17 protein-coding genes and 1 pseudogene are annotated in these 19,278 nt (G+C 58.7%); 9 read left to right on the plus strand and 9 right to left on the minus strand.

Annotated elements, in window-relative coordinates:
• Positions 1-58: 58 nt before the first annotated feature.
• From ALP40_RS07620 to rfbB, 6 genes are all read right to left on the minus strand, one after another.
• Positions 59-544, minus strand: a complete 486-nt coding sequence (locus ALP40_RS07620; protein WP_122207698.1) for a YiiD C-terminal domain-containing protein — start codon at positions 542-544, stop codon at positions 59-61.
• Positions 531-1,916 (minus strand): sigma-54 dependent transcriptional regulator, encoded by a 1,386-nt coding sequence (locus ALP40_RS07625; RefSeq protein ID WP_122207699.1) that lies wholly within the window; start codon positions 1,914-1,916, stop codon positions 531-533. Before ALP40_RS07625 ends, ALP40_RS07620 begins: the two co-directional genes overlap by 14 nt.
• Complete coding sequence (locus ALP40_RS07630) at positions 1,913-3,721, minus strand: ATP-binding protein (RefSeq protein WP_181116412.1); 1,809 nt, start codon at positions 3,719-3,721, stop codon at positions 1,913-1,915. The genes ALP40_RS07625 and ALP40_RS07630 overlap by 4 nt, the downstream gene beginning before the upstream one ends.
• A 225-nt stretch (positions 3,722-3,946) precedes the next feature.
• Positions 3,947-4,492, minus strand: coding sequence for a dTDP-4-dehydrorhamnose 3,5-epimerase (rfbC, locus tag ALP40_RS07635; RefSeq protein WP_122207701.1), 546 nt, complete (start codon positions 4,490-4,492; stop codon positions 3,947-3,949).
• A complete protein-coding gene (rfbA, locus tag ALP40_RS07640) occupies positions 4,489-5,364 on the minus strand; it encodes a glucose-1-phosphate thymidylyltransferase RfbA (protein WP_122207702.1) in 876 nt (291 codons plus the stop codon). The genes rfbC and rfbA overlap by 4 nt, the downstream gene beginning before the upstream one ends.
• Complete coding sequence (rfbB, locus tag ALP40_RS07645; protein WP_122207713.1) at positions 5,361-6,443, minus strand: dTDP-glucose 4,6-dehydratase; 1,083 nt, start codon at positions 6,441-6,443, stop codon at positions 5,361-5,363. Before rfbB ends, rfbA begins: the two co-directional genes overlap by 4 nt.
• A 236-nt stretch (positions 6,444-6,679) precedes the next feature.
• Between rfbB and ALP40_RS07650 the strand changes: the two genes are divergently transcribed.
• The 7 genes from ALP40_RS07650 to ALP40_RS07680 all read left to right on the plus strand — a co-directional run bounded on the left by ALP40_RS07650 (position 6,680) and on the right by ALP40_RS07680 (position 15,211).
• Positions 6,680-9,592 carry an aminotransferase gene (locus ALP40_RS07650; protein WP_122207703.1) on the plus strand — a complete coding sequence of 971 codons (2,913 nt, stop codon included), beginning with the start codon at positions 6,680-6,682 and terminating at the stop codon, positions 9,590-9,592.
• A 343-nt stretch (positions 9,593-9,935) separates the two neighbouring features.
• A complete protein-coding gene (gene aguA, locus ALP40_RS07655) occupies positions 9,936-11,042 on the plus strand; it encodes an agmatine deiminase (protein ID WP_122207704.1) in 1,107 nt (368 codons plus the stop codon).
• Between the two features lie 210 nt (positions 11,043-11,252).
• Positions 11,253-11,459 carry a hypothetical protein gene (locus ALP40_RS07660; RefSeq protein ID WP_122207705.1) on the plus strand — a complete coding sequence of 69 codons (207 nt, stop codon included), beginning with the start codon at positions 11,253-11,255 and terminating at the stop codon, positions 11,457-11,459.
• Between the two features lie 215 nt (positions 11,460-11,674).
• On the plus strand, positions 11,675-12,955 hold the full coding sequence (locus tag ALP40_RS07665; RefSeq protein WP_122207706.1) for an OprD family porin: 1,281 nt from the start codon (positions 11,675-11,677) through the stop codon (positions 12,953-12,955).
• Between the two features lie 137 nt (positions 12,956-13,092).
• Positions 13,093-13,884 carry a helix-turn-helix transcriptional regulator gene (locus ALP40_RS07670; RefSeq protein WP_122207707.1) on the plus strand — a complete coding sequence of 264 codons (792 nt, stop codon included), beginning with the start codon at positions 13,093-13,095 and terminating at the stop codon, positions 13,882-13,884.
• Between the two features lie 159 nt (positions 13,885-14,043).
• Positions 14,044-14,217, plus strand: coding sequence for a DUF1427 family protein (locus ALP40_RS07675; RefSeq protein WP_122207708.1), 174 nt, complete (start codon positions 14,044-14,046; stop codon positions 14,215-14,217).
• Positions 14,218-14,251: 34 nt separating this feature from the next.
• The gene (locus ALP40_RS07680) at positions 14,252-15,211 is read left to right on the plus strand and encodes a zinc-binding alcohol dehydrogenase family protein (protein WP_122207709.1); all 960 of its coding nucleotides are present in this window, start codon (positions 14,252-14,254) and stop codon (positions 15,209-15,211) included.
• An 8-nt stretch (positions 15,212-15,219) separates the two neighbouring features.
• Here ALP40_RS07680 and ALP40_RS07685 read toward each other — a convergent pair whose 3' ends face one another.
• Positions 15,220-15,756 (minus strand): hypothetical protein, encoded by a 537-nt coding sequence (locus ALP40_RS07685; protein WP_122207710.1) that lies wholly within the window; start codon positions 15,754-15,756, stop codon positions 15,220-15,222.
• A 126-nt stretch (positions 15,757-15,882) separates the two neighbouring features.
• On the opposite strand from ALP40_RS07685, the gene ALP40_RS07690 reads away from it, so the two are divergent.
• Complete coding sequence (locus tag ALP40_RS07690) at positions 15,883-16,455, plus strand: GNAT family N-acetyltransferase (RefSeq protein WP_122207711.1); 573 nt, start codon at positions 15,883-15,885, stop codon at positions 16,453-16,455.
• Positions 16,406-16,584, plus strand: a pseudogene (locus tag ALP40_RS25785) (GNAT family N-acetyltransferase); the annotation flags it as partial. The gene ALP40_RS07690 and the pseudogene ALP40_RS25785, both read left to right, overlap by 50 nt.
• Positions 16,585-16,591: 7 nt before the next feature.
• On the opposite strand, the gene ALP40_RS07700 reads toward ALP40_RS25785, so the two are convergent.
• A complete protein-coding gene (locus ALP40_RS07700; RefSeq protein WP_259640688.1) occupies positions 16,592-17,317 on the minus strand; it encodes a hypothetical protein in 726 nt (241 codons plus the stop codon).
• A 457-nt stretch (positions 17,318-17,774) separates the two neighbouring features.
• Positions 17,775-18,935: a hypothetical protein gene (locus ALP40_RS07705; protein WP_122207712.1), complete on the minus strand. Its 1,161-nt coding sequence runs from the start codon at positions 18,933-18,935 to the stop codon at positions 17,775-17,777.
• Positions 18,936-19,278: the final 343 nt, after the last annotated feature.

Here is a 19,278-nt window from a genome sequence, read left to right on the forward strand (position 1 = left end):
CTGATGGGCACGATCAAGGGTAAATGATCGCTCCTCACGCTCCGCGTGGCACGTCCGGTCACCGATGCAACACAAACTGCCCGGTAAACCTCACGGCCGGTTCATCGTTGTCCTGCGCATGTATGCGGGTCGGCAGCTCCAGGCGCGCACGGCCTCTACGCTGGTAGGTGGTGATGAACCTGTCCCACTGCGCGACATCCGGGGCGTCACATACGGCAACGGCGTCGTCGCGTACCGGCAGTGGATAGCTGATCTGCCCATCCTGAATCACGATATGCCCGTCGCGGATGCCCGCTTCCTGCAAACGCAGGTGCAGCCAGCCCCATCCCGCCAGCACAGCACCGCAATACAGGCTGCCGCCAAACAGCGTGCTCTTGTGATTGACGTTGGGCGCCAGCGGCAAGTGCAGGCGCAGGCGATGGTCTTGCCAGTCAATAACCCGTATGCCCATTTCGCGGGTCAGCGGGATGTCGTGATGCAGCACCTGTTCCAGCGCTGCTGCTGCGTTGCCCGGTAAAGACGTCTGCGGCTCAGTCGGTTTCATCGGATGCTCCACTGCTGTCGCCAAAATTCAAACCGTGCTTGCGCAGTTTGTCGTGCAAGGTCTTGCGAGGCACACCCAATGCTTCGGCCAGGCTGCGTACGGAACTGTGCGGACGTGCAAGTTCGGCGGCGATCAATGCACGTTCGAAGCTTTCCACCTGCTCGCTCAACCCGCCGCCGACTGGCGGGGCGTCAGGCATCGCGTTGCCTTCCAGCTCAAGCTCCAGCCCCAAGGCGAAACGTTCGGCGGCGTTTTGCAGTTCCCGAACGTTGCCCGGCCAGCTATGGCGTAATAGCAGGGCGCGCTGGCCCGGTTTGAGTTCCTGCTTGGGAATGCCGTGGCGCTGGCTCGCGGCGTCGGCGTAATGCTCGAACAGCATCAGCGCGTCTTCCCCACGTTCGCGCAACGGCGGGATGCGCAGCGAGGCAACGTTCAAGCGGTAATACAGGTCGGCGCGAAAACGGCCTTGATCGGCCGCCTGACGCAGGTCTTCCTTGGTGGCGGCGATGATGCGGATGTCCAGCGCGATCTGCTGGTTGCTGCCCATGCGTTCGACCACCCGCTCCTGCAACAAACGCAGCAGCTTGACCTGAACATCCAGGCTCATGCTTTCGATTTCATCGAGAAAAAGCGTGCCGCCGTTGGCGAATTCAAACTTGCCGATGCGACGTTTCTGCGCACCGGTGAACGCCCCTGGCTCGTGACCGAACAGCTCGCTTTCCACCACCGACTCGGCCAGCGCGCCAGCGTTGATCGCCACGAACGGCCCGTTTCGTCGGTTGGACAGGTCATGCAGCGCCCGGGCGACCACCTCCTTGCCTGCGCCGGTTTCGCCCAGGATCAGCACATCGGCCCGCGTACCGGCCAAGGCTCCAATCTGCTCACGCAGACGCAGCATGGGCCCCGACTGGCCGACCAGACGCGTACTCAGTTGCTGACGGTCGCTCAGGGCCAGACGCAGGCTGCGGTTGTCCAGCACCAGACGGCGCAGGGCCAGGGCGCGACGCACGCTGTCGAGCATCGCATCGCTGGCGAACGGTTTTTCCAGAAAGTCGTAGGCACCGGCGCGCATGGCTTTCACGGCCAGCGGCACATCGCCGTGTCCGGTGATCAGCAGCACCGGCAGGTCCGGGTCCTGCTCATGCAGCTGGACCAGTAATTCCAGGCCGTCCATTCCCTGCATGCGGATGTCGCTGACCACCACGCCCGGCCAGTCGCGGCCGATGCGTTCGGCCAGTCCGTTGGCTTCAGACAGCGGCAGAACGTTCAGGCCTGCCAGGTCCAGGGTCTGACGCAAGGCTTGACGCAGATGGGAATCGTCGTCGATCAACACCACCTGAATCTGGCTGTCGATGGCTGTGTCCGAACTCATGCGGAAAGGTCCTCTGGCGGTTGAAGGTTGGCGCCCGAAGCGCCGGCGCGCAGTCGCAGGGTCAGCAGTGCGCCGCCGCTTGCGTGATTGGCGAACAGCAACTCGCCGCCCAGCGCACGCATCAGTGTGTCGCAGATCGCAAGGCCCAGCCCAAGGCCCTGTGTGCGGGTCTTGGTGGTGAAGAACGGCTCGCGTGCCCGTTCCAGCGCCTCCTGAGAAAACCCCGGCCCGTTATCGCGAATGTACAGATTGACGCCTTCACCGGTTTGCTCGGCACTTATCCACAGTTTGCGTGGCGGGCCTTTTTCCGTGAGGGCATCCAGCGCGTTGGCCAGCAGATTGCCCAGCACCTGGCGCAGGCGGGTTTCGCCTGCCTGCACCCACAGTGTCGCGTCGGGCACGTCGCGGATCAACTCGACTTCCATTGCGCGCCGACGCTTGGCCAGCAACGCCAGCGCATCGTCCAGCGCCGGTTGCAGTGCCACGCTTTCCGGCGCATGCCGGTCACGCCGGGCGAAAGCGCGCAAGTGGGCGATGATCGAGGCCATGCGCCCGGTCAGCTCGCTGATCAATTTCAGGTTGCCGCGAGCGTCTTCGGTGCGCTGGTGATCGAGCAGCACCTCGGCGTTTTCTGCGTAGCTGCGAATGGCGGCCAGCGGCTGATTGAGTTCATGGCTGATGCTCGCTGACATGGTGCCCAGCGCCGACAATTTGCCGGTCTGGACCAGTTCGTCCTGGGCGCGCACCAGTTCCTGCTGCGCCTGTTCGCGCTCCAGCACTTCCTGACGCAGCCGGCTGTTGAGGCCTTCAAGGTCGCTGGTGCGTTCGATCACGCGCATTTCCAGTTCGCGTCGAGCCTTTGCTTCGAAAGCAATGCGGTCCAGATAATGGCGTCGACGCTGCATCATCAGACCCAGCAGCAGCATCAGCACTAGCAGTGCCGCGCCGCCGATGGCCAGCACGGTGCGCACCGGGCGGTCGACCAATGCCCTCGGCGCGAGAATGTTCACGTTCCAGCCGGTTTCGGTGATGGCCTGGCTTTGAGCCAGCCATGCGTGATCATCAATATTGAGCGGGCGCGGGTCGCGGGTCGGGTAGGGCTGGATCGCCACGATGGCTTTTTTCTCGTCATCGGTCAGGTCCCGCGTCGCCCGAAAGCGCCAGTCGGGGTTGGAGGTCAGGATGACCACACCGTTCTGGTCCGTCAGCAGCAGTTGCTCAGGCGTCTTGCCCCAGAGGGTTTCGGTGTGGTCCAGATCGACTTTGACCACCAGCACACCGATCACCCGTTCGCCATCGCGCACTGGCCCGGCGAAGAAATAACCGCGCTTGACCGAGGTGGTGCCGAGCCCGAAGAACCGGCCCGTCCTGCCGGCCAATGCATCGGTGAAGTACGGGCGAAACGAGAAATTGCGGCCTATGAAGCTGTCGCGCTGATCCGAGTTGGACGCGGCCAGTGTCATGCCTTTTGCGTCCATCAGGTACATCACGTCCGCGCCGGTTTGCTGAGAAATATCCCTGAGCAGGCGATTGGCGTTGGCTTGCGTCATGCCGTCGCCGGGGGTCTCCAGCACTGCACGCAGGGCCGGCAGGTCGCCCAGAATCTGGGGGAGGGTTTCGTAGCGGTGCAACGTACCGAGCAGGTTGGCGACGTACAGATCCAGGGTCTGGCGGTTCTGGTTGGCCAGCTCACTGCGGTAGTAACGCTCGGCAAGATGTTCCAGCGGCCATAGTAGCGGGGCCAGGCACAACGCCAGAAGGGCGAGGCTGCGCCAGCGAGGGCGGGGAGGCAGAGCAGAAGTCATGGTCATCGATTGGCAATCGCCGAGTAATAGGCGGTGCCTGTGACGGCTTTCGCAGGCCCGCGCCGCTGACGGTTGAAACGTGTTCATGCCGTGGTGGCGCGGGCCTGCGATGACCTCTCAACAGGCAACAGAAAACCCGGTCGATCCTGACGTGGGCATCAAGGGCGCATTATGCCCGGCACGACCGCGTCAGGCACTCGTACAAACGTTCCGTTGCCAGAAGGCTCAAGCGAACAGCTCGGCCTCTTTCAGGCTTTTGCCTTGCTGATCCTTCGCCGACAGCTGTGGGGCCTCTTCAAGCTGCCAGTCGATGGCCAGGTCCGGGTCGTCCCAGCGAATGCACCGCTCTGCCGACGGCGTGTAGTAATCAGTGGTCTTGTACAGAAACTCGGCATGGTCGCTCAGTACCACGAAGCCGTGCGCGAAGCCTTCCGGCACCCACAACTGACGAGCGTTCTCGGCAGACAGCTCAACCGCTACCCACTGACCGAAGGTGGGCGAGCTGCGACGAATGTCCACCGCAACGTCCAGCACCTTGCCTACCGTCACGCGTACCAGTTTCCCTTGAGCGTTATCGATCTGGTAGTGCAGACCACGCAGCACGCCTTTTTGCGAGCGCGAGTGGTTGTCCTGCACGAACTGCCTGTCCAGGCCAGTGGCTTCGCTGAACGCCTTGGCATTGAAGCTTTCGTAGAAAAAGCCGCGCTCGTCGCCGAACACCTTGGGTTCCAGAATCAGGACATCGGGCAGCTGTGTTGCAATTACATTCACGTGGTTTCCCCTGCGATCTTGAATAGGTACTGACCGTAACCGGTTTTGCCGAAGTAGTCGGCACGCCTGAGCAAATGGTCAAGGTCGATCCATTCGTTCTGATAGGCGATTTCCTCAAGGCAGGCAACTTTCAGACCTTGTCGATGTTCGATGGTCTGCACGTAGGCCGAGGCGTCAAGAAGACTATCATGAGTGCCTGTGTCCAGCCACGCGAAGCCACGGCCGAAACGCTCCACCCGCAGGTCGCCGCGTTGCAGATACGCGTTGTTCACGTCGGTGATTTCCAGCTCGCCACGGGCTGACGGCTTGACGTCTCGGGCGATCTGAACCACCTCGTTGTCGTAGAAATACAGCCCGGTTACCGCATAGCTGGATTTGGGCATTTTGGGCTTCTCTTCGATGGACAGCGCACGGCCCGTCTCATCGAAGTCGATCACGCCGAAGCGCTCCGGATCCTTGACCCAATAGCCGAACACCGTCGCGCCGCTTTTTTGAGCCGCCGCTTGCTGCAACTGCACGCTGAAATGCTGGCCGTGGAAAATATTGTCGCCCAGGATCAGGCACACCGAATCGTCGCCAATGAACGTCTCGCCAATCAGAAACGCCTGGGCCAGTCCGTCCGGTCGGGGTTGTTCGGCGTAATGAAAGTGCACACCGAACTGGCTGCCATCACCCAACAGCTTGCGGTACTGCGGCAAATCCTCCGGGGTGGAGATGATCAGGATTTCCCGAATGCCGGCCAGCATCAGCACCGACAGCGGGTAATAGATCATGGGTTTGTCGTAGATCGGCAGCAACTGCTTGGACAGGCCAAGCGTGATGGGATGCAGGCGGGTGCCGGAGCCCCCGGCCAGAACGATGCCTTTGGTCATGCAATCAGGTCCTTATGGTCAGTGAAGCCCAGTCGCTCTCCTTGATAACTGCCATCCTGAACCCTGCGGCACCAGTCCAGGTTATCGAGGTACCATTTCACGGTTTTACGCAGCCCGGACTCGAAGGTTTCTTCAGGTGTCCAGCCCAGTTCTTTTTCAATCTTGCTGGCGTCGATTGCATAACGCATGTCGTGGCCCGGACGATCGACGACGTAAGTGATCAACTCACTGTACTGCTGCACGCCAGCCGGACGCTGGGGCGCCAGCTCATCGAGCAACGTACAGATGCCGCGCACCACGTCGATGTTCTTTTGCTCGTTGTGGCCGCCGATGTTGTAGGTTTCGCCGATCACCCCTTCGGTCACAACCTTGAGCAGCGCCCGGGCGTGGTCTTCCACATACAGCCAGTCACGCACTTGCAGTCCATTGCCGTAAACCGGCAGCGGCTTGCCCGCGAGGGCATTGAGGATCACCAGCGGGATCAGCTTTTCGGGAAAGTGAAACGGCCCGTAGTTGTTCGAGCAGTTGGTCAGCACCACCGGCAGCCCGTACGTGCGATGCCAGGCGCGGACGAGGTGATCGGATGCCGCTTTGCTGGCCGAGTAGGGCGAGCTGGGCGCGTAAGGCGTGGTTTCGGTGAAAAGGTCATCGACGCCGTGCAGGTCGCCATACACTTCATCAGTGGAAATGTGATGGAAGCGAAACGCCGAGCGCTCGGCTTCGGGCCGTTTCAGCCAGTAAGCGCGTGTCGCTTCCAGCAGGCTGTAGGTGCCCACAATATTGGTCTGGATGAACTCGGCGGGCCCGTCGATGGAGCGATCGACATGGGATTCGGCCGCCAGGTGCATGATCGCGTGTGGTTCGAAACGCGAAAGCACTGCGCCGACGGCGGCCTGATCGCAGATATCGGCCTGTACGAACTCATAGCGGGTGTCGGTGGCAATTGATTGCAATGACTCGAGGTTGCCTGCGTAGGTCAACTTGTCGAGGTTCAGAACATCGTGTTCAGTGTTGCGTACCAAATGCCGAATCAATGCCGAGCCGATAAAACCTGCGCCTCCGGTAACGAGTATTCGCATGAATTCACCCTTGGATGTGTGTTTGACGTGGTGAAGCATAGCGTCTGAGTGTGCCTCACAGGATCGGCCAAAACGCGCAAGTAGGGCATGAAATAAATTGATTCGTGTCGTTGGGAGCGACAGTAAACCGACGTCGCGTTTTTATGCCGAAGGTGATTTGGGGGCGGCGGGCCAATCCCCTTATAGTTGCCGCACTGACGTTGCCGTTCCAGCCCTTATAAGAAACCGAGGTCCACATGCCGCTCGCCACGCTTATCCGTCGATCCAGCCTGCCTTGCCCTGAGGTGAGTGCCGAACAGGCATTGCAGCTGCTTGAACAGCATTACGGCTTGAGCGGCTCGCTGAAAACACTGGGCAGCCAGCAAGACCGAAACTTTCTGCTCGATACGCGGCAGCGGCGCTATGTGCTGAAGATTTGTCACGGCGCCTACTCGACACGAGAGTTGGACGCCCAGCATGGCGCGCTCAAGCACTTGGCCGGACACGCAGGGCTGAACGTACCGGGCGTGATACGCGCAAATGACACCGCGCAATTGTTATCCGTCGAGATTAACGGGCAGCCCGTACACGCGCGCCTGCTTGAGTTCATCGACGGGCAGTCGCTGGGGCATGTCGCGCATCTGGGTCGGGACGTCGTGATCGCGCTGGGCGAGTTGTGCGCGAAGGTTGACCGGGCACTGGCCGATTTCGATCATCCGGGGCTGGACCGCATTCTGCAATGGGACCCGCGCCACGCCTATGCGCTGATCAAACACCTGTTGCCGGTGATCAAAGACGCAGACGCTCGGGCCTGTGTGATCGAGGCTGGCGAGCAGGCGCATCGACGCCTGTTGCCGCTGATTGCGGCGCTGCCGCTTCAGGCGGTGCATCTGGATATCACCGAACATAACGTGGTCTGGCGGCGCGATGAACAACGCAACTGGCAGCTTCAGGGGCTGATCGACTTCGGCGACCTGGTGACCACTTGGCGCGTGGCCGATCTGTCGGTGACCTGCGCGGCACTGCTGCACCATGCCGAGGGCGATCCGCTGTACATACTGGCGGCGATCAAGGCCTATCACGCCATCAACCCGCTCAAGACTGAAGAGTTGCAGGCGCTGTGGCCGCTGATTGTTGCCCGCTCGGCGGTGCTGGTACTCAGCAGCGAACAGCAGGCCAGTGTCGAGCCGGACAACGCCTATATCCAGGCCAACCTTGAGGGCGAGTGGAACATCTTCGACGTCGCAACCTCAGTGCCGATGGCGCTGATGGAAGCGGCAATTATGCAGGCGGTGGGCGTTTCGCCTGCGCCTGCCTCACAGCCGGTGTATGCGCCGTTGCTGCCCAGCCTGAAAGGTATAAAACCGGCAGTGGTCGATCTGGGCGTGCTCAGTGAGCACTTCGTCGCAGGCAACTGGGAGCAGAGCGGTATCGATGAATACCTGCTCAGTGAGGCGGCCGAGGAAAGCGGCCTGGCCGTCAGCCGTTTCGGTGAATACCGTCTGTCGCGCACCCTGCCAGACAGCGCCAGCGAACCTGAAACCTTTGCCTTGCACGTCGAGCTTCACGTCCCGGCTGAAACGCCATTGCACGCGCCTTTCGCGGGCGCGCTGCGGTTGATGGCCGACGGTGCGGTGATGCTGGCAGGCGAGGGCGTGAACCTGCGTCTGTGGGGCGTCATGCCGGAATCGCCGTCCCAAGGCGCTGTGAGTGCAGGCGGCCTGATCGGACACGCGGGTGGCTCGCTGCTGCTGCAAGTGTGTACATCCGCCGAACTCAGCCCGCCGTTGTTCACCACGCCGTCGTGGGCGGCTGCCTGGCGCACCTTCTGCCCGTCGCCCGCTTCGTTGCTTGGGTTTGAGTGCGATGCCCCTGCGCTGCAAGACCCGGCCCATTTGCTGGCGCGCCGCGACGCCAGTTTCGCCCGTTCGCAAAAGCATTATTACCAGGCACCGCCGCAGATCGAACGCGGCTGGCGCAACCATTTGATCGACATGCAGGGCCGCTCCTACCTGGACATGCTCAACAACGTTGCGGTGCTGGGGCATGGCCATCCGCGCATGGCCCACGAGGCGAGCCGCCAATGGTCGCTGCTCAACACCAACTCACGCTTTCACTACGCCGCGATTGCCGAATTTTCCGAGCGTCTGCTCACGCTGGCGCCGGACGGTATGGACCGTGTGTTTCTGGTCAACAGCGGCACGGAAGCCAATGACCTGGCGATCCGTCTGGCGTGGGCCTACAGCGGCGGACGCGACATGCTCAGCGTGCTGGAGGCCTATCACGGCTGGTCGGTGGCGACTGATGCGATTTCCACCTCGATCGCCGACAACCCTCAAGCGCTCAGCACTCGACCGGACTGGGTGCATCCGGTGACCGCGCCCAACGTTTATCGCGGACCGTTTCGCGGCCCCGACAGTGCGCCGGAGTACGTGCGCAGCATCGATCAGGTGCTGGAAAAACTGGCCGGGCAGCAGCGCCAGGTTGCAGGCTTCATCTGCGAGCCGGTGTATGGAAACGCGGGCGGTATTTCTCTGCCGCCGGGGTATCTGCAACAGGTCTACCAAAAGGTTCGCGCGGCAGGTGGCGTGTGCATCGCCGATGAAGTGCAGGTGGGGTATGGACGCTTGGGTCACTACTTCTGGGGCTTTGAAGAACAGGGAGTGGTGCCGGACATCATCAGCATGGCCAAGGGCATGGGCAACGGCCATCCGCTGGGTGCTGTCATCACCCGCCGCGAGATCGCCGAAGCGCTGGAGGCTGAAGGCTATTTCTTCTCCTCGTCAGGCGGCAGCCCGGTCAGTTGCCGGATCGGCATGGCCGTGCTGGATGTGATGGAGGACGAGAAGCTGTGGGACAACGCGCGCGTCATCGGCGACCACTTCAAGGCGCGCCTGAAAGCATTGGCCGATGATCATCCACTGGTGGGCGCAGTGCATGGCATGGGGTTTTACCTGGGCGTCGAGCTCGTTCGCGATCGCCGGACGCTCGAACCCGCCAGCGAAGAAACCGCACAACTCTGCGAGCGCCTGCGTGAGCTGGGCATTTTCATGCAGCCGACGGGTGACTACCTGAACATCCTCAAGATCAAACCCCCCATGTGTACCACCCGCCAAAGCGTGGATTTCTTCGTAGACAGCGTGTCGAAGGTGCTAGGCGAGCTTGCGTGATCGCAAAGGAGCCGCCGCTTATCAAACAACCTGTAACCCACTGAACTCGATTTCGTGGGAGCGGACGTGTCCGCGAAAAGGCCGGTACATCCGACGCATCTGCGGTTGAAATACTGCATTCGCGGTCAAGCGGAGCGCCGCCCGGCCCGCTCCCACGGAGTGATGTGTTTGGCTCAAAGTTTTGCGGATTAATATCGATAAATATCACGTTAAATCTCAGTTAATGGCTTTCATGATCTTCTAATCCGGATTTATATCCGTTATAAACTGCACTCAACTTGTCATGGCCGGTCTGTAGGGTCACGATCAAAACCTTCGACGTCCCAAAGGAGTCCCGCCTGACATGACCACACTCAACAGCACGCCGCGCGCCGATGGCTTTCACATGCCTGCCGAATGGGCTACGCAGACTCAGGTCTGGATGGTCTGGCCGGAGCGTCCAGACAACTGGCGTCTGGGCGGCAAGCCTGCGCAGGCCGCACACGTTGCCGTCGCCAAGGCCATCGCCCGTTTCGAGCCGGTGACCGTGGCCGTGTCCGCCGCGCAATACGACAACGCTCGTGCGCGCCTGGACATGCCCAACATTCGCGTCGTGGAAATCAGCAATAACGACGCCTGGGTACGCGATACAGGCCCGACGTTCGTTGTCAATGACCGTGGCGACGTGCGCGGCGTAGATTGGGACTTCAACGCCTGGGGCGGCTTCGACGGCGGTTTGTACGCGCCGTGGAACCTCGATTCGCAGGTGGCCAGCAAGATCATGGAAATCGAACGCTGCCCACGTTACGTGACCGAAGGCTTCGTGCTGGAAGGCGGCTCTATTCACGTCGATGGCGAAGGCACCCTGATCACCACCGAGGAATGCCTGCTCAACCGCAATCGCAACCCGCACCTGACCCGCGAGCAGATCGAAACGGTACTGAGCGACAGCCTGGCTGTGGACAAGATCGTCTGGCTGCCGGACGGTCTGTTCAACGATGAAACCGACGGGCATGTGGATAACTTCTGCTGCTACATCCGTCCGGGTGAAGTGTTGCTGGCCTGGACCGATGATCCCGAAGACCCCAACTACTCACGCTGCCACGCCGCGTTGAGTATTTTGGAAAACACCCGTGACGCACAGGGTCGCGCGTTTATCGTGCACAAGATGCCGATCCCGGGTCCATTATTCGCCACCGAAGAAGAATGCGCAGGCGTCGATCAGGTGCATGGCAGTCAGGAACGCAACCCGTCGGTGCGCCTGGCCGGTTCCTACGTGAATTTCCTGATCGTAAACGGCGGTATCATCGCCCCCAGTTTTGACGATCCGATGGACGAAAACGCCCGGCAAATCCTGCAACAGCTGTTTCCCGAACACGAAGTCGTGATGGTTCCCGGTCGGGAATTGCTGCTGGGCGGGGGCAATATTCACTGCCTGACCCAGCAGCAGCCTGCTTCTCACAAGGCCTAGTCAGTAATGATTAGTAACATCTGATACTGGCCAATTGGTCCTGTTCTTGCTCTTCTAAGCCCATCACTCGATGGGCTTTGTTTCGGGTAACACCGAGTAGCGTTTATCCAAATCTCATCTTTAATCAACACAGGCTTCATCCGTTTTCCTAGCGTGACTGTCACACAGCGTCCGTACATTTAGCCCCTCACGAATTAAGAGGTTGTCACTATGAACGCAGTTATGAGCCAGCATCGTGCTCGTGGGTTGTCTGCTTGTTCCAGTAACGAGGCTCGTCAATTGATGGCGGATTGGTTGAGGACGACCAAGCCAGCGAAACCAAGACCGGACGTACGCGCCATGCTACTGCAGCGCTATCCGGTGGGCTTATTCAACGATGCCGAGCTTGAGGCGTTGCTGAGTGTGTTGAAGGATTGACTGGCGAGCGCTCTGTCTCGCCCTTCTGTGCGTTGACACCCTTCAAGCCCTGGGACTAGGATTCGCGTCCCACCGCTTGTGGCTCTGCGCCATGTACGTGCATCTGTAGTCCACTGCGATGACATTGTGCGGCTGACAGGTTTGGAACCTGAACGCCTTGAACGGCCTCCGCCGTCGCCACAGCGCGTGTCAATTCGTATAAAAAGGGAACACCGATGCTTAACACACGTATGGGGTTGCTCGCGCTGGGCATCATCAGCGCCGGCCAGGCTATGGCCCAAGGGCAGGCAGATTCAAAAGGGTTCGTCGAAGACAGCAGCCTGACCATCAACCTGCGAAACGCCTATATCAATCGCGACTTCAAGAACAACCGGGAAGACAAGGCCGAATGGGGCCAGGCCTTCATGGGCGTGTTCTCGTCCGGTTTTACCCAAGGCACCGTGGGTGTGGGCGTCGATGCGTTCGGGCTGTATGGCGTTCGTCTGGACGGCGGCAAAGGCCGTGCGGGTAACGGCGGTATCGACTTCTTCAAGAAAAGCGACAACGGCCAGGGCGACGCTGCCGATGATCTGGCCCGCGCAGGCGCGGCGGTTAAAGCGCGCATTTCCAACACCGTCATCAAGTACGGCGACCAGATGCCTCAGTTGCCCGTGCTGAGCTACGACAACTCCCGACTGCTGCCGGAAAGCTACACCGGCACCCTGATCTCCTCCAAGGAAATCGACGGGCTTGAACTGGTTGCCGGCCGCTTCACCCAGCAAGCGCGTAAAAGCGCTGAAGGCCGTGACAGCGGGGATCTGAAAAGCATCAACGTCTACGGTGCCAGCTACCAGTTCAGCAAGGAATTCACCGCCGCCTTCTACGCCTCTGACGACGAGGACGTGCTCAAGAAGCAGTACGTGAACCTGAACTACGTCTTTGCCCTGCCGCAGGATCAGTCCTTGACGCTGGACTTCAACGGCTACAAGACAACGCTGGACAAGGACTTCGCCAACAGCGACGCCCGTGATAACAAGATCTGGAGCCTGGCGGCAACCTGGGCGGTGGGCATTCACACCTTCACCCTGGCGCACCAGCGCAGCAGCGGTGACATTGGCTACGTTTACGGTGGCTATCGCAACGACAGCGGCACCAGCGATGGCGGTAACACCATTTACCTGGCCAACTCCTACTGGTCCGACTTCAACGGCAAGGACGAGCGTTCGTGGCAGGCCGCCTACGGCATCGACCTCTCCGGCCTGGTGACGCCCGGCCTCAGCTACAAGGCAGCCTACGTGCGCGGCGACAACATCGACGACGGCACGGTGGGCAGTGGCAACGGCACCGAGCGCGAAATCTTCAGTCAGTTGACCTACGTCGTGCAGAGCGGCCCGGCCAAAGACCTGTCGATTCGTCTGCGTAACTCGTTCTTGCGCGTGTCTGCCGATGCGCAGGCGTACAACAACGAAGGCAACGAAACCCGCATCTTCGTGGATTATCCAATCAACGTATTCTGATGACGTGAGCGGATAGCGTACCCCCAAATGCCTCGGTCCCGGACCGGGGCATTTTTGTTTGTGCCGACGGGCAAGCTGCTCAACGGGCGTGCATGGCTTTGCTACCCTGTGCGCACATCCTTGAGCCGGTCACCGCTATGGCCCTTGCCGCCCCGCCCGATCTTTCCGACACCGCCGTTCCCGTGCAGCCGTTGTCGCGCACCTATCCCCGGGGGCGATTCATCGAGCCGCATCATCATGTGTGGGGGCAGGTGCTGTACGCGATGTCGGGTGTGATGTGGGTGGAGACGCCACTGGAGGCGCTGGTCGTACCGCCGCAACGCGCCGTCTGGCTGCCGCCCGGCGTCGAACACGGGATCCGGGTGGTGTCGGACCTGGAGATGCGCAACATCTACCTGCGTCCGGCCATCGCCCAGACACTGGAAAGCACCGTGCAGGTCTTCGAGGTCGGCGGATTGCTGCGCGAGGTCATTCTCAATCTGGTGGCGCTGGATCGTGATCGCGAGGCCGATTATTACGACGCGCTGGTGAATCTGGGCCTGCTGGAACTCAAGCGCGCTCGTCGTTCCTTGCTGAAGATTCCCATGCCGGATGGATCGGATCGGCGCTTGATGAACCTGTGTCAGGCGGTCATGAGCGAGCCTTCGCTGGACATCTCGTTCGAGCAACACGCCGAAAACGCCGGTGCCAGCGTGCGCACCCTTGCGCGCCTGTTCCAGAGTGCCCTCGGCATGGGCTTCGCCGAATGGCGCAGACAAGTACAACTGGCGACCGCCGTGGCCGAAGTGATTCAGGCCGTGCCCGTCAGCCGAATCGCCCGCTCCCTCGGCTATTCGCCCAGCAGCTTCAGCGACATGTTCCGCCGCGAACTGGGCGTCGCGCCGTCGCAGTATTTAGAAGCCGGTGATCGTTTACACGCTCTGAACTGACCCCATGAGACGCGGAGCGTCCCGAGCGGCATGCCCACACAGAGCATGAGCCCGATCACGATAACGCCCACATCTGGCCGATAAACAGAAGCCCTTGGCCGGTCTGCATACGGCACCTTCCCTAAACTCGCACATCGCTTACCGCTTCGGAGCTTGTGCATGAGTTACCTCATTTCCCTCGTCATCGGTGCGGCCGTCGGCCTGCTGTACGGCGCACTGGATTTCCGCTCACCCGCACCGCCCGCCATCGCGCTGGTCGGTCTGCTGGGCATGCAACTGGGGGAACAGGCATGGCCGGTGGGCAAGCACCTGCTGGCTTCCTGGATTTCCTGAACTTCAGTCTTTCTCTCTCTAAAAAGGCCACCCCATGAACGCCCTGCAATTCTCCCGAACCGGCGATCTCGCCGCACTGGAATACGTCGAACTGCCAACCCCTAAGCCTGCGGACGGCGAAGTACTGATCCAGGTGAAAGCCGCCGGCCTCAACCCCAGCGATGTGAAGAACGTGCTGGGCCGTTTTCCCTACACCACACTGCCGCGCATCCCAGGTCGCGACTTTGCTGGCGTGGTCACTGGAGGCCCGCAAACGCTGATCGGTCAGGAAGTCTGGGGCACAGGCCGCGAGCCAGGCTTCTTTCGCGATGGCTCGCATGCCGAGTACATCACCTTGCCGGCCGCAGGCGTTGCCCTCAAACCTCACGCGTTGAGCTTCGTACAGGCGGCGAGCCTCGGCGTGCCTTACACCACGGCGTGGGACGCCTTGCAGCGCAGCCTTGTGAAGCGCGAAACGCGTTTGCTGGTCATCGGTGCCAATGGCGCAGTGGGTAGCGCGGCGATGGCGTTGGGCAAGATTCTGGGTGCCCACGTGCTGGTGGCCGTGCGCCGCCCGGAGCACCTTCAAGCGCTCCAGGGCCAGGGCTTCGACGGCATTTTGCTCGACACACCCGAGCGGCTTTCCGATCAGGTAAAGGAAACATTTGAAGCGGGCGCCGAGGTGATCTTCGACACCACCGGCTTCTGGCTGCCAGCCGCCGTGCCTGCGCTTGCACCGTTCGGACGCATCGCGATCATTGCCGCGCCCGTCGACGGCCATGTTCAGTTGCCCGCGCTGGCGCTGTACCGCAAAGGGGGATCAGTTGTGGGTATCAACTCGCTGCTCTACGACTGCGCGACCTGCGCCACCATGCTCGATCAGTTCGGCCAGTTCTTCGACCAAGGGCACTTGGCGCTACCGGTGGATCTGGTCCAATCCCCGTTGAGCGAAGGCGCAGCGCGTTATGCCGAGGTCAACGAGGGCAGGGGCGACAAGATCATTCTGGTGCCTTGAAACCGCAATCAGTTATCCAGCGCAAGCAACTGGACGAACACGGCAAAACTGCCCAGAAACAGCCAGAAAAAACTGAACAGCCAAGGCGTGCGCTTGGAAAACAGCAGTGATTTCTTCGGCCCTGTCTCGCTGGACTCCCAGTCGCTGAACAGCGGCGAGTCGTCATAGGTCAGCCCGATGACCGGCTCGCTGCGCAGCAACCCCGCCTGCTTGCTATGCCAATGCATGATGATGTCGCACGCCGCCCGGATGCCGGGCCACGCGGCGATCGTGCAAAACAGCCCCAACAACGCCAGCATCGCAGGCACCACCAAGGTAAACATCACCCCCCAGTCAGGGTTCATGTTCGCCATTGACGAGGCGTAGGCGATCACCAGAAACGACTGCGCCGACAAGTAGGCGTTGGTGCGATTGGACAGGTTGGTCGTTTCGTAATGAATCTCGCGCCTGTAAAAATCCAGCCGTTCCTTGGGAGAACCGAACAATTTGACTTGCTGCTCATCGACGACGTGCTCGGGCGTCTCGTCTGTGATAATTCTGGACACAGTTAATCAATACCGAATGTTAAAGATGCTGGGTAGACCCTGATCCGCGTTGAGCAGTTCGACCTAAAATCGCCTCCATAAGGACCGTTCATCCTTTAGATCCGGCTACACGATAAGGACCTCGTCATGACCCCAACCCTGCAGACCGAGCGCCTGCTGCTCACCCCGCTTGAGCTGGCCGATGCTCCCGCCATGCAGCAGCTTTTCCCACACTGGGAAATCGTACGTTTTTTGAACAATCGTGTGCCTTGGCCTTATCCCGCCGACGGCGCGCTGCGTTACATCCAGGACGTCGCCCTGCCAGCCACCGAGCAAGGCACCCAGTGGCACTGGATGATTCGCCTGCACACCGCGCCGCATCAGATCATCGGCAGCATCAGTCTCATGACCACCCCAGGCAACAACCGCGGTTTCTGGCTGCACCCGGACTGGCAAGGCAACGGCTACATGCAGGAGGCCTGCGTGGTGATCAACGCGTTCTGGTTTGAAACGTTGGGCCAACCGCTGATGCAAGTCCCCAAGGCCGCGCCGAACGAAGGATCGCGGCGGGTTTCGCTCAAGGAAGGCATGCGATTGGTGTCGACGGGAGAAAGCGACTATGTGAGCGGCAGGTTCCCGGAGGAGATTTGGGAGATGACGCGGGAGGAGTGGGCAGGGCATCGACTCGACAGTGCTTCGTCAGATACTGAGCGAGGCTGATGCCAGCGCCACAGCGGTTCGAGTCGGCGCCCTCAAGAAAAGCGACTCAAACCGCTTTTACATCCGCCACGGCTTCCAGCTTGTTGAAGCGACGAATTTGATCACTACTACCTTCGCCAGAAGCCCTGATCAATCATTAGGCAGAGGCAGCAAAACCCTTCGAACGGGCTTCGCCTCTCGCTATCAAAACTTCCGGCGTCGCCCGCTCGGCCTTGGCAGCCATTTGATTGAAGAACATCCCGTCAAACTGCTCCTTGGACGGGGTGGAGGTCTTGGGGATCAACAGCGCTCCCAAGTCCAGCGTGTTGGCAAAGTTCTCCTTGGTCAGGTTGTACTGACCGAGGTAGCTGCCCGTAAACGCGGAATCCGCATTCACCATATCAATGGCCGAATCGCGATACGCCACGGCCACGGACTTCAGCTCGCTGGCGCTATTGAGCAGCGTGTTCAAGCGCTCCATGTCGGCATCGCTCAACTGCCCGGCACTGTTGATCGCTTTCAAGCTGCCATCTTCTTGCACCGTGAAGCCAAACTTCTTGTCGGCCAGATCCGGGTACAAGTACGACAACGCAGACTTGAAGTCCTCGAACGAGCCTTTCATCTGCTCCTTGAGGCTATTGGACAATGCCGCCAATCGCGGAAACTCCGGCGACTGATCAGGGCCGATAACCGTATCGATCACCTCAATGGGCCCCGTGGTGGTCGGGGGCAATACGACGGGAGGAGTAACGACGATTGGCTTGGCATTCAACAACGCCTCCCTCGCGGCGTCGCTCATGGGCTGTGGCGTGAGCTTTACGTCAGAAGGGGTGAGCTTGGCGACGACAGAGGGAATGGCGGTGGGGCTTAGGGAGATAAGCATGTTCATCGGTCCATGATTGTGTTTGTTCAGAGGGTATCGACGGGGTGGGGTTGGAGCTTTAGGGGAGAGTGACGGGCGGTGTATTGGACGTTAGAAAATGTGGCGATCATCGTGCTGTACAGAAATTGGTACCTGTACTCCGAATACTGCGTGCTGAGGGTTGTGCGTGTTGCGAGCAGTTGTAAACCTGTGACGCCGACAGTGTTACTCAATACCTTGCGCAACCACTAATCCTAATGGCCGGCTTAGCCCGCGCTTATGTTTGGTAGTAGAAAGGCCGGTGCAAGCCGGCCTTTCATGTCTGAACTACAGAGTATGCGGACTAAATTTAATCAGATAACTTGTCTCCGAATTACACGCGCTCTATAAACTGTATGTGGAATTAAGAATGAAGTAAGGAAATTGCATTTGCATATAAGCTTAAGCTAAAATTTCTGTTGATGTATAATTGCTTGATTCATTGTTCGGCTGCTTGATTTTTTGATAAAGGACTCATTTTTGTGGTTTCATTGTTTTTTGGCAGTCTTTGAGCTTTACTATTTTTAATGACAGCGCAATATGGCGACTTGCTAGGCCAATCCTTACGTTCAGTCTTTAAAAATTTTTCGGGACAAAGAAGCAAGGTGTCGCCAAAAGAGAAAAGGGGGAACGCCTCAATGACTGGCTTTTTGTCTTGAATAACTACAGTGCCCCAAGTCTTCTCGTCAAAATTTTCTTTCGTATAGTTTTCAGTCAGCAAAAAATAGGATGCCGATTGTTCTCGTGCACTCATAAGATAGGCCGCTTGGTAAACGATATAAGAGGAACCTCCGGGTGATATGGCGATAGATATAAAAAGCGCGATTAGTAGAGTCGTTAGTAATGAAGTGGTACGAACGAATAAGTTCGCATTTGTTAGATAGAATGCGATTACTGGTATAAGCATGGCGCAGGCTGACACTATGGAGGCTATCATCAGGTCATTGGCCGCCTCAGGGGTGTCTTCCCCGGAATAAGCCTTCACAATCAGTAATGCTGGAAAAACCGCGGACACTATTGTGCCAAGTATGAGAATGTTTAATATAAATAATGCTGTAAATCGCACGAATTTGCTGTTTGGATTCGATGAGGCGCTGGATGCAACCCATCGGTTAATAGCATTTCGAAACGTTGAGCTCATATGAAGTAAAGCTGTGTTTACAATCGAAAAAATTATAAGCGATAGTCCGATGGTTATTTCGTTGTGGTAAGGCGTTTTATATACAGACCATATTAGTGCGGTGATGCCTAAAGCTATTGGCAATGCAAGAATTAAAGTCAGTCGTGCTCTTGTCGAGTGGTTGTCATCTAGAAACGAAGCTGTGAGGCCAAAAATTCCGGTTGTTGTTATCAGTATTAGTAAATATGCGCTGACTACAATAGTTATTATGATTAGCCAAAAAAATAATGCTGATTTGGCATCGAATATTGCTGCTATCAGATCAGGTCGGCCAATTGTTTGAGTGTATTTGTAAATCGTGTAAAAGCCTATTAGTGTTCCGAGTCCACCTAGAAAAACACTGAAAACTTGCCAGTGAGTTATGAGGCGCTTTACCATTATTTTTAGTTCATCTCTAAAGGTTAGATTGTTTGCTGACACATTGAGCTCCTTGCTGCGTTAAATGCGATCCTTGGCTAGGGATAGCTATAGAATAGCTGTATCGGCATTTTTTAAATTTTCTTTAAATATTTCATTGTTAGGGCAAGTTTGAGGTGTTTGAAATTTGTTATTAGGATGGCTTGACGCTGGTTTCATTGTTGCCATCCTAATAAAGTTAGGTTTTATCAGTGGCGGCAGCAAAAACTGAGTGCAACACCTTTACCTCAGGTAGGGCGGTGATGTCTTATACCGAACTCAGTATCGAAGAACGCGTAAACATCCAAATCGGACAATACCAATAGCTCAGTCAGCGTAAGATTACTGTAACCGCTCCATGAACCTC

This window comes from Pseudomonas viridiflava, assembly GCF_003702045.1.
Classification (GTDB): domain Bacteria; phylum Pseudomonadota; class Gammaproteobacteria; order Pseudomonadales; family Pseudomonadaceae; genus Aquipseudomonas; species Aquipseudomonas viridiflava_C.